Source organism: Saccharomonospora iraqiensis subsp. paurometabolica YIM 90007 (genome assembly GCF_000231035.2).
Lineage (GTDB): Bacteria > Actinomycetota > Actinomycetes > Mycobacteriales > Pseudonocardiaceae > Saccharomonospora > Saccharomonospora paurometabolica.
Genome location: NZ_KI912225.1, coordinates 36,252 through 45,471, shown reverse-complemented (window position 1 = coordinate 45,471; position 9,220 = coordinate 36,252). Strand labels below are relative to the sequence as shown.

Annotated in this window: 7 protein-coding genes; 5 read left to right on the top strand and 2 right to left on the bottom strand. The window is 72.5% G+C overall.

The window, feature by feature from the left end; all coding sequences use genetic code 11:
• The first annotated feature begins 231 nt into the window (after nt 1-231).
• On the top strand, nt 232-1,059 hold the full coding sequence (locus SACPADRAFT_RS0208870; RefSeq protein WP_007025262.1) for an acyl-CoA thioesterase: 828 nt from the start codon (nt 232-234) through the stop codon (nt 1,057-1,059).
• Between the two features lie 9 nt (nt 1,060-1,068).
• Here the strand turns inward: SACPADRAFT_RS0208870 and SACPADRAFT_RS0208865 are convergent, their stop codons facing one another.
• Both SACPADRAFT_RS0208865 and SACPADRAFT_RS0208860 read right to left on the bottom strand, forming a co-directional pair.
• Nucleotides 1,069-3,441: a beta-xylosidase/alpha-l-arabinosidase gene (locus tag SACPADRAFT_RS0208865; protein WP_007025261.1), complete on the bottom strand. Its 2,373-nt coding sequence runs from the start codon at nt 3,439-3,441 to the stop codon at nt 1,069-1,071.
• A complete protein-coding gene (locus SACPADRAFT_RS0208860; RefSeq protein ID WP_051442423.1) occupies nt 3,438-4,496 on the bottom strand; it encodes a LacI family DNA-binding transcriptional regulator in 1,059 nt (352 codons plus the stop codon). Before SACPADRAFT_RS0208860 ends, SACPADRAFT_RS0208865 begins: the two co-directional genes overlap by 4 nt.
• A gap of 153 nt (nt 4,497-4,649) precedes the next feature.
• Between SACPADRAFT_RS0208860 and SACPADRAFT_RS0208855 the strand changes: the two genes are divergently transcribed.
• From SACPADRAFT_RS0208855 to hisS, 4 genes are all read left to right on the top strand, one after another.
• Nucleotides 4,650-5,945 carry an extracellular solute-binding protein gene (locus tag SACPADRAFT_RS0208855; RefSeq protein ID WP_007025259.1) on the top strand — a complete coding sequence of 432 codons (1,296 nt, stop codon included), beginning with the start codon at nt 4,650-4,652 and terminating at the stop codon, nt 5,943-5,945.
• Between the two features lie 49 nt (nt 5,946-5,994).
• A complete protein-coding gene (locus SACPADRAFT_RS0208850; RefSeq protein ID WP_051442427.1) occupies nt 5,995-6,894 on the top strand; it encodes a carbohydrate ABC transporter permease in 900 nt (299 codons plus the stop codon).
• Nucleotides 6,894-7,721, top strand: coding sequence for a carbohydrate ABC transporter permease (locus SACPADRAFT_RS0208845; RefSeq protein ID WP_007025257.1), 828 nt, complete (start codon nt 6,894-6,896; stop codon nt 7,719-7,721). The genes SACPADRAFT_RS0208850 and SACPADRAFT_RS0208845 overlap by 1 nt, the downstream gene beginning before the upstream one ends.
• A 156-nt stretch (nt 7,722-7,877) precedes the next feature.
• A complete protein-coding gene (gene hisS / locus SACPADRAFT_RS0208840; RefSeq protein WP_007025256.1) occupies nt 7,878-9,176 on the top strand; it encodes a histidine--tRNA ligase in 1,299 nt (432 codons plus the stop codon).
• Nucleotides 9,177-9,220: the final 44 nt, after the last annotated feature.

The following is a 9,220-nucleotide window of genomic DNA, read 5'->3' as shown; positions in this document are numbered from 1 at the left end:
GTCAGAGCCTCGGTGACGTCCCGGGGGTCCAGCTGCGGCATGGGCACATCGTAGCCGGGTGATCCACCCCGACCGTCCCGCTCCGTCGGGCTCCGGCCGCGGTCCCGCCCGGGGACCGGCACGGTGTGCGGGAGTGACGCGGGGCACGGTCGCCCGGTGGTCGGGCACCCGGCCGCCGTCCGGCCCCCTAGGCTGCGGTGCCGCAGCAGCAGCCGTGGACGAGGAGCCGCCGTGACCGAGACCGGGAATCCGGTGCCGACCCATCCGTTCGACGCGGCGGTCGCGCTGACCCCGCGGGGTGGCGACCGGTTCGCCGGGCACACCCACCCCGCCTACGGCAACATGGTCGGCCCGTTCGGCGGGATCACGGCGGCGACCCTGCTGCGGGCCGCACAGCAGCACCCCGACCGGCTCGGCGACCCGCTGGCGCTGACGGTGAACTTCGCGGGCCCGGTCGCGGACGGGCCGTTCGAGGTCACGGCCACGCCGCTGCGCACGAACCGGTCCACCCAGCACTTCGCGCTCACGCTGACCCAGGACGGGGCGGTGCGCACCACCGGCACCGCCGTGTTCGGCACGGGCCGCACCACCTGGACCGACACCGAGGCCGTCGCCCCGGACGTCAAGGCCCCCGAGGACGTCCCCGTCCGCCCCTCGCCCGGGCACGTCGCGTTCACCGACAACTACGAGATCCGGTTCGTCGAGGGCGCGCTGCCGGACGGCGAAACCGCCGGGCAGGCCGACTCCACCACGACCCTGTGGATGCGGGACCGGCCCGTCCGGCCGTTGGACCACGCCGCGCTGGCGGCCCTGGCCGACGTGTTCTACCCGCGGGTGCTGCTGCGCACCGGCCGGTTCGTGCCCGCGGGCACGGTGTCGCTGACCACCTATTTCCACGCCGACGCCGCCCGGCTCGCCGCGCAGGGCGACGAGCCGGTGCTCGGCAGGGCGCGCGCCGGGGGCTTCGGCAACGGGTTCTTCGACCAGTCCGCCCGGCTGTGGGCCCGCGACGGCGCCCTGCTGGCGACCAGCCACCAGTGGGTGTACTTCAAGGACTGACCCGGCGGGTCACTCCGCCACCGGGGTGACCGTGACCGGTGTGGTCAACACCCGGTCGGCGCCGAGCGTGCGCTCCGGGCCGGTCAGCTCGACCGTCGCCGAACACGGCAGGTCCGCCACCGAGGAGCCGACGGACAGCTCGATCGTGCCGGGTTCCACCAGGCGCCGCAGGTCGATCCCGGTGAACCCGGTCCGGTCGGCGTGCACGGTGAACGTCACCCGCGCCGCGGCACCCGCCGCCAGGTCCACCCGCGCGAACCCGACGAGCTGCCGGACCGGTCGGGTGACCTGGGCCCGGACGTCGTGCAGGTAGAGCTGCACCACCTCGGCGCCCGCGCGGTCGCCGACGTTGCGCACCACCACGGAGATCTCCACCGTGCCGTCCGTGGGCACCTCCGCCGCGGAGCACGTCAGTGTGTCGTAGGCGAAGTCGGTGTAGGACAGGCCGTGCCCGAACGGGAACAGCGGCCTCGGGTCGAGGTTGCTGATGCCCTCGCTGTAGCCGCCCAGCGGCGGCTGCAGATACGTCGTCGGCTGCCCGCCCGGGTCGCGGGGCACCTGCATCGGCAACCTGCCGGACGGGTTGACCCGTCCGGAGAGGACACCGGAGATCGCCGCGCCGCCCTCGGCACCGGGCAGGAACGCCTGGACCAGCGCCGCGGCCCGGTCGGCGTACGCGCCGAGGGCGTACGGCCTGCCGGACACCACGACGACCACCACGGGGGTCCCGGTCTCCAGCAGCGCGTCCAGCAGCTCGTGCTGCACGCCCGGCAGGCGCAGGTCGGCCGCGTCGCACCCCTCGCCGGAGGTGCCGCCGCCGAACATCCCGGCCCGGTCGCCGACCACGGCCACACACACGTCCGCGTCCCGGGCCGCGGCGACCGCCGCGTCGATACCGGACCGGTCCGGTTCGGACACCGGGACCCCCCGCACCGTGCGGACGTCCGTACCGGGGAACTCGGTGTGCACGGCCTCGGCCAGGGACGGCACGGCCAGGCCCCGGTCCAGGTCCGGGTAGCGGGGCAGCACGTGATTCGGGTACGAGTAGCAGCCGAGCAGCGCCTCCGGGTCGTCCGCGGACGGACCGACGAGCGCGATCCGGCCGGGGTCCGCCCCCAGGGGGAGCGTGTCGCCGCGGTCGGCCAGCAACACGACCGAGCGCTCCGCCAGCTCCCGGGCCAGTTCCCGGGAGCGGGGCGAATCCAGGTCCACCGAAGAGTCCACATCGGACTCGGGCGTCCAGTCGGGGTCGAGCAGGCCGAGTTCGGCCTTCTGCCGCAGCAGCCGCAGCACCGACCGGTCGACGATCTTCTCGTCGACCCGGCCCGCGCGCACGAGCTCCGCGAGTCCGTCGCCGTAGCAGAGCCCGTCCGGCAGCTCCACGTCGATCCCGGCGGTCAGCGCCAGGGCCCCCGCGTGGGCCCGGTCGTCGGCGACCCGGTGCATGGTCTCCAGGAACGCGACCGCCCAGTAGTCCGAGACCACCGTGCCGGTGAAACCCCACTCGTCCCGCAGGACACCGGTGAGCAGTCCGGCGTCGGCGGCGGCGGGCACGCCGTCGAGGTCGACGTAGGCGTTCATCACCGACCGGGCACCGCCCTCGCGGACCGCCGTCTCGAACGGCGGCAGCAGCACGTCGCGTAGCTCGCGCGGGCCGACCGGCACCGGTGCGTGGTTGCGCGCGGCGCGGGAGGCGGAGTATCCGGCGAAGTGCTTGAGCGTCGCGATGATCCCCGCGCCCTGCAGACCCCGGACGTAGGCGGTGCCGAGCATCCCCACCAGGTACGGGTCCTCGCCGAGGGTCTCCTCCACCCGGCCCCACCGGTGGTCGCGCGCGACGTCGAGCACCGGCGCGAGGCCGTGGTGCACGCCCACCGCGCGCATGTCCGCGCCGATGGCGGCGGCCATACGCTCCACCAGGTCCGCGTCGAAGGTCGCCGCCCACGCGGGCGGGGAGGGGTGCACGGTGGCGCCGTAGGTGGTGAACCCGGTCAGGCACTCCTCGTGTACGACCGCGGGCAGACCGAACCGGTTGCCCGCCATCACCTCCCGCTGCAGCCGGACCACCCGTGCGGTGCCCTCGGGCACGCCCACCGGGGCGGTGCCGAACACGCGGGTGAGGTGCCCGAGTCCGTGCGCGACGCGGCGGTCGAACGGGACCGCGCCCTCGGTGAAGACCTCCTGCATCGGGGCGACCTCGCCGTCGACCCGGTCGGCGCCGGCCGCGTCCTCGTTCTCCGGCCAGGCGCCGCCGAGCTGGGCCAGCTTCTCGTCCAGGGTCATCTCGTCCAGCAGCGCACGGGCACGCTCCTCCGGGGAGGCCGTCGGGTCCTGCCACGTCTTCGGCGGCCGGGCGGGGTCCTGCGGGACCGGGTCGTTCATCGTTCTCCTCCGGGTGCGGCGGTCGAGTCGCGCACGACGAGGTGCGTGGCGAGTTCGACGTGGTGGGAGTCCAGGGTCTCCCCGGCGATCAGACGCAACAGCGTGCGCAGCGCGACCCCGCCCATGTCCGGCAGCGGCTGCCGGACCACGGTGAGCGCGGGTGTGGCCAGTGTCGCCAGGACGGTGTCGTCGAAGCCCACGACGCTGAGGTCGTCGGGCACGCGCAGGCCGCGTCGGCGCGCGGCCTCCACCACGCCGAGCGCGGTGGCGTCACTCGCGGCGAACACGGCGGTGGGCCGGTCGGGGTGGTCGAGCAGTCGTGCCCCCATCTCCAACCCGTCCGGATAGCCGAACGCGCCGTGCAGCGCCAGTTCCGGGTCGGGTGCGACCCCGGCCTTCTCCTGCGCGGCCCGGTACCCGTGCAGCCGCGCCTGGCCGCACGAGGCGCCCTCCGGGCCGCCCGCGAACCCGATCCGGCGGTGCCCGAGCGACAGCAGGTGTTCGGTGGCGGTCACCCCGCCGGAGAAGTTCGTGGCACCGACACTGGTGACCTCGACCCGGGGCAGGTTCAGCGGGTCGATCACCACCAGGCCCAGCCCGGCGTCGGCGAAGCCCTCCACCTGTTCCAGGCTCAGCTCCGAGGTCACCACGATCAGTCCCTCGCGTCCGGCGGCCTTGAGCCGGTTGGCCCACGAGTCGGGGGCGGCGACGGGGCCGTCGGCGCCCGGGACGCGCCCGACCACGACGTCGACCCCCGCCTCGGCCCCCGCCTCGGTGACCCCGCGCAGCAGTTCCAGCGAGTACGGACTGACCAGTTCGTCGAACACCAGGTCGATCACCCGGGCGGGCGTCACGCTCCGGCGGCCCACCTGGGGCACGTACCCGAGCTCGCGGACGGCCTCCTCAACCCGCGCCCTGGTGGCGGTGGCCACGTCGCCGCGGCCGTTGAGGACCTTCGACGCCGTCGGCAGGGAGACCCCCGCGGCGTCGGCGACCATCGCCAGCGTCGCCCGCCGCGTGGTGTCGGCGCTCCCTGACACAGCCACCTCCCTCATGCTTGCCGAAAAGTTTCACGTCACTATACATCAAACTATTCCGAAATCAGGTCTTGACCATGCCCGGGGGCGGTTCTATCGTCGGCGTCCATTCAGACGGTTCTTTCCGAAAAGTTTCGAGTATCTCGGAACCTTCGACGAGGAAGGTGCGGCATGGGCCGGAGACGGACGGCGCTGCTCGCGGTGGGAGCGGCGACGGTGATGGCGATCGGTACGGCCTGCGGGTCCGGCGGACCGGCGGCGGCCGGGGCGTCGGCGTGGGCGCTCACCGGCGGGGACGAACAGAGCATCCGCTCCTCGTTCGACTCGTGGAACGAGGCCAACCCCGACACGGCGATCAACCCCGAGTTCTTCGCCAACGACGCGTACAAGCAGAAGATCCGCACGGCGATCGGCGCGGGCGGGGCGCCCACCCTCATCTTCGGCTGGGGCGGTGGGAACCTGCGCTCCTGGGTCGACGCGGACAAGGTCGCGAACCTGTCCGAGGTGGCCCCGGACGTCGGGGCGCTGACCGACCGGTACCTGCCGTCGGTGCTGGACACCGGCACGGTCGACGGGAACGTGTACGCCGTGCCGAACAACGGGATGCAGCCGGTCCTGCTGTACTACAACACGAAGCTCTTCGACCGGATCGGGGCACAGCCACCGGAGACCTGGGAGGAGCTGATGGCGCTGGTGCCCCGGTTCAACGAGGAGGGCATCGCGCCGTTCGCGCTGGCCGGGCAGAGCCGGTGGCCGCAGCTGATGTGGCTGGAGTACCTCGTGGACCGGATCGGCGGTCCGGAGGTGTTCGAGGCCATCGCCGCGGGCGAGCCCGGAGCCTGGTCGCACCCGGCCGTGCTGGAGGCGGGGGAGAAGATCCGGGAACTCGTCGACGCGGGCGGCTTCGCCGACGGGTTCGGCTCGATCTCCGCGGACAGCGGGGCCGACGCGGCCCTGCTCTACACCGACAAGGCGGCGATGTATCTGATGGGCTCCTGGGCCTATCCCAGCATCAAGGACGCGGCGCCGGAGTTCATCGAGAACGGCCACCTCGGACATACCGCGTTCCCCACTGTGGCCGGTGGTGCGGGGGACCCGGCCAACATCGTCGGGAACCCGGCCAACTACTGGTCGATCAGCGCGGAGGCGAACGCCGACGAGCGGCAGGCCGCACTGGACTACCTGGACCGCGGCCTGATGAACGACGACTACGTGGACACCCTCCTGGAGAACGGCTCGGTGCCGCCGGTGCAGGGGATCGAGGAGGAGCTGGCCGCGGCCGACGACTCCGAGTACCTGTCGTCGGTGTACGAGACGGCGAGCGCGGCGCCGCACTTCGAGCTGTCCTGGGACCAGGCGCTCGATCCGAGCCAGGCGGACGAGATGTTGGCGACACTGGAGCAGCTGTTCAACGGCCAGGTGTCGCCGGAGCAGTTCTCGTCCACGATGGACGCGACGATCGGGTGAGACGGTGACGCTCGCGGACGAGGGCACGGGGACCGGCTCCGCCACCGGGGTGACCCGGCGGAGCCGGTCCCGTGCCGACGGGAACCGGGTGGGGCCGTCGCCGCTGATGGCCGCGCCCGCACTGGTGTTCTTCGGATTCTTCGCGCTGGTGCCGCTCGTCGGGGTGGTGGCGCTGAGTTTCGTGCGCTGGGACGGCATCGCGGCGATGCAGTGGGCGGGGCTGGACCACTGGGGCAGTGTGCTCACCGACCCGTCGACCTACCACGCGATCTGGCTGAGCGTGCAGGTGATGGTGGTGAGCTGGCTGGTCCAGACGCCGATCTCGCTGCTGCTCGGGGTGCTGATCGCACGGCGGGGACGGTACCGGGCCGTGCTCGGGGTGCTGTACTTCCTGCCGATGCTGCTGTCCTCGGCGGCCATCGCGATCGCGTTCAAGGCGTTGCTCGATCCGAACTTCGGCCTGAGTCTCGCCTTCGGCGCCGAGGCCTTCGCGCAGGACTGGCTCGGTGACCCCGATCTGGCGCTCTACGTCGTGGTGTTCGTGATCGCGTGGCAGTTCGTGCCGTTCCACACCCTGCTCTACCAGGCGGGGGTGCGGCAGATCCCCGGATCGCTGTACGAGGCGGCCGAGATCGACGGGGCGGGCCCGGTGCGGCAGTTCTTCCACATCACCGTGCCCCAGCTGCGCTACACGATCATCACGTCGTCGACGCTGATGCTGGTGGGGTCGCTGACCTACTTCGACCTCGTGTTCGTGCTCACCGGCGGCGGTCCCGGTGACGCGACCCGGTTGCTGCCGCTGGACATGTATCTCACCGGGTTCTCCGGCAACGAGATGGGCCGTGCGGGCACGCTGGCCGTGCTGCTCGTGGTGACCGGGCTGGCCCTGGCGCTCGGGCTGTCCCGGTGGGCGAGCTTCGACCGCGGCAGTCAACAGGAGGGAGCCTGATGTCGGTGACGCGGACCCGGCCGAACGTGCCCGGGGGGCTGGCCGGCTTCCTGTGGCTGCTCGTGGTGCTGGTGCCGGTGTACTACGTCGTGGTGACCAGCCTGCGCAGCCAGGAGGGGTTCTTCTCGGCGAACCCGCTGGTGCCGCCCGCCGAGCCCACCCTGGACGCCTACCGGCTGGTGCTGGCCAACGACTTCGGCCGCTACCTGCTCAACAGCGTCGTGGTGACCCTCGGGGCGGTGGCGATCACGGTCGGCGTGTCGCTGCTGGCGGCCTACTTCGTCGTGCGCAGCGACACGCGGCTGGGGCGGCTGACCTACCGCGCGTTCCTGCTCGGTCTGGCCATCCCGCTGCAGGCGGTGATCATTCCGGTCTACTTCCTGATCACCCGGATGAACCTCTACGACACGCTGTTGGCGGTCGTGCTGCCGTCGGCGGCCTTCGCCATCCCGCTGACGGTGGTGATCCTCGCCAACTTCCTGCGGGACGTGCCGAAGGAGCTGTTCGAGTCCATGCGGGTGGACGGCGCAGGGCACTGGCGCACGGTGTTCAGTCTGGTGCTGCCGCTGGTGCGGCCCGCGGTGATCACGGTGGCCGTGTACGACGGGCTCCAGGTGTGGAACGGGTTCCTGTTCCCGCTGATCCTCACGCAGAGCCCCGAGCAGCGGGTGCTGCCGCTGGCGCTGTGGAGCTTCCAGGGGCAGTTCACCGTGAACGTGCCCGCCGTGCTGGCGGCGGTGGTGCTGTCCACGCTGCCGGTGCTGGCACTCTACATCCTCGGCCGGAGGTATCTCGTCAGCGGGCTCACCGCCGGGTTCGGCCGCTGAGCCCGCAGTCCGTATAACGCCATATACCGCGCGGCCCGGTGTCCGACCGGGCCGCGCGGTCGACCGCGGTCACACCGGGGGAGGGTCACCCGGCCGGGCAGCGGACGAGGCGGGACAATGGCGGGCGAGTCGAGATCTACGCGGAGGACACCAACCATGGCGAGAGCCGCCGAACCACCCTCGGGGACCCGGGACTTCCTGGCCGACGAGATGCGTCGCCGGAAGGCCGCCTTCGACACCGTCGCCGGAGTGTTCGAGCATTACGGCTTCGACCCGCTGGAGACGCCGGCGTTCGAGCGGCTGGAGGTGTTCGCGGGCAAACTCGGCGACGAGGCCTCCGCGCTGATCTTCAAGATCCTCAAGCGCGGGGTGCACGAGGCCAGCGGTGAGGCCGACCTGGCGTTGCGCTACGACCACACGGTGCCGCTGGCCCGGGTCGTCGGCACCTACGGCAACCGGCTGCCGTCGCCGTACAAGCGCTACGCGATCGGGCCGGTGTGGCGGGCCGACCGCCCGGCCAAGGGCCGGTTCCGCGAGTTCACCCAGTGCGACATCGACACCGTGGGCTCGTCGTCCCCGCTGGCCGACGCCGAGATCGTCTGGGCGGTGCACGACGGCCTCACCGCGCTCGGTGTGGAGGACTTCCGTGTGCTGGTGAACAGCAGGCAGGCCCTCTACGGGCTGCTGGAGGCCTACGGCGTGCCGGACGAGCAGGGGGCCGCCGTGCTGGGGAGCCTGGACAAGCTGGACAAGCTCGACCCGGCCGCCGTGGCGGAGGAGCTGACCGGGCTCGGACTGGCGCCGACGACGGCCGAGGAGCTGGTGGGCGACGTCACGGCCACCGACGTGGACCGGGTGCGCAAGCAGTTGGACACCACCGAGCGGGGACGGCGCGGGCTGGCCGAGATCGACCGGCTGCTGGAGCTCACCGCCGGGCTGCCGGAGGGGCGGGTGGTGTTCACCCCGCGGATGGTGCGGGGGCTGGACTACTACACCGGGCCCATCTTCGAGGTGGTGGCGCGGGACTACCCCGGCTCGATCGCCTCCGGCGGGCGTTACGACGGACTGGTGGCCAAGCTGGGCGGGCCGGATCTGCCCGCCTGCGGCGGGTCGATCGGCATCGAGCGCATCCTCGCCACCCGGGCCGCCGGGGACGACGGCTCGGCGGGCGGTCTCGACGTGGCCCTGACCGTGCTCGGCGCCGAGGACACCGTGATGCGCCTGGCCGCCGCACTGCGCACCGGCGGGCTGCGCACCGGTGTCTACCTCGGCTCCTCCGGCAAGCTGGCCAAGCAGCTCAAGTGGGCCGACGACCAGCGCGCCCGGCTGGTGCTCATCCACGGCCCGGAGGAACAGGAGTCCGGTGAGGTCACGGTGCGCGACATGCACACCGGCGACCAGACCCGCGTCCCCGTCACCGACGCCGCCCCCCACATCCGCGCCCGCCTGTCCTGACCCCGGTTCCGGGTTGTGCCGTGAGGGGCACTTTCCCTGCGTGT

What these genes read in the sequence shown, in the direction of transcription:
- SACPADRAFT_RS0208860 (WP_051442423.1), bottom strand. Translation starts at nt 4,496, where the DNA reads ATGAGGGAGGTGGCTGTGTCAGGGAGCGCCGACACCACGCGGCGGGCG.
- SACPADRAFT_RS0208855 (WP_007025259.1), top strand. Translation starts at nt 4,650, where the DNA reads ATGGGCCGGAGACGGACGGCGCTGCTCGCGGTGGGAGCGGCGACGGTG.
- SACPADRAFT_RS0208845 (WP_007025257.1), top strand. Translation starts at nt 6,894, where the DNA reads ATGTCGGTGACGCGGACCCGGCCGAACGTGCCCGGGGGGCTGGCCGGC.
- hisS (WP_007025256.1), top strand. Translation starts at nt 7,878, where the DNA reads ATGGCGAGAGCCGCCGAACCACCCTCGGGGACCCGGGACTTCCTGGCC.
- SACPADRAFT_RS0208865 (WP_007025261.1), bottom strand. Translation starts at nt 3,441, where the DNA reads ATGAACGACCCGGTCCCGCAGGACCCCGCCCGGCCGCCGAAGACGTGG.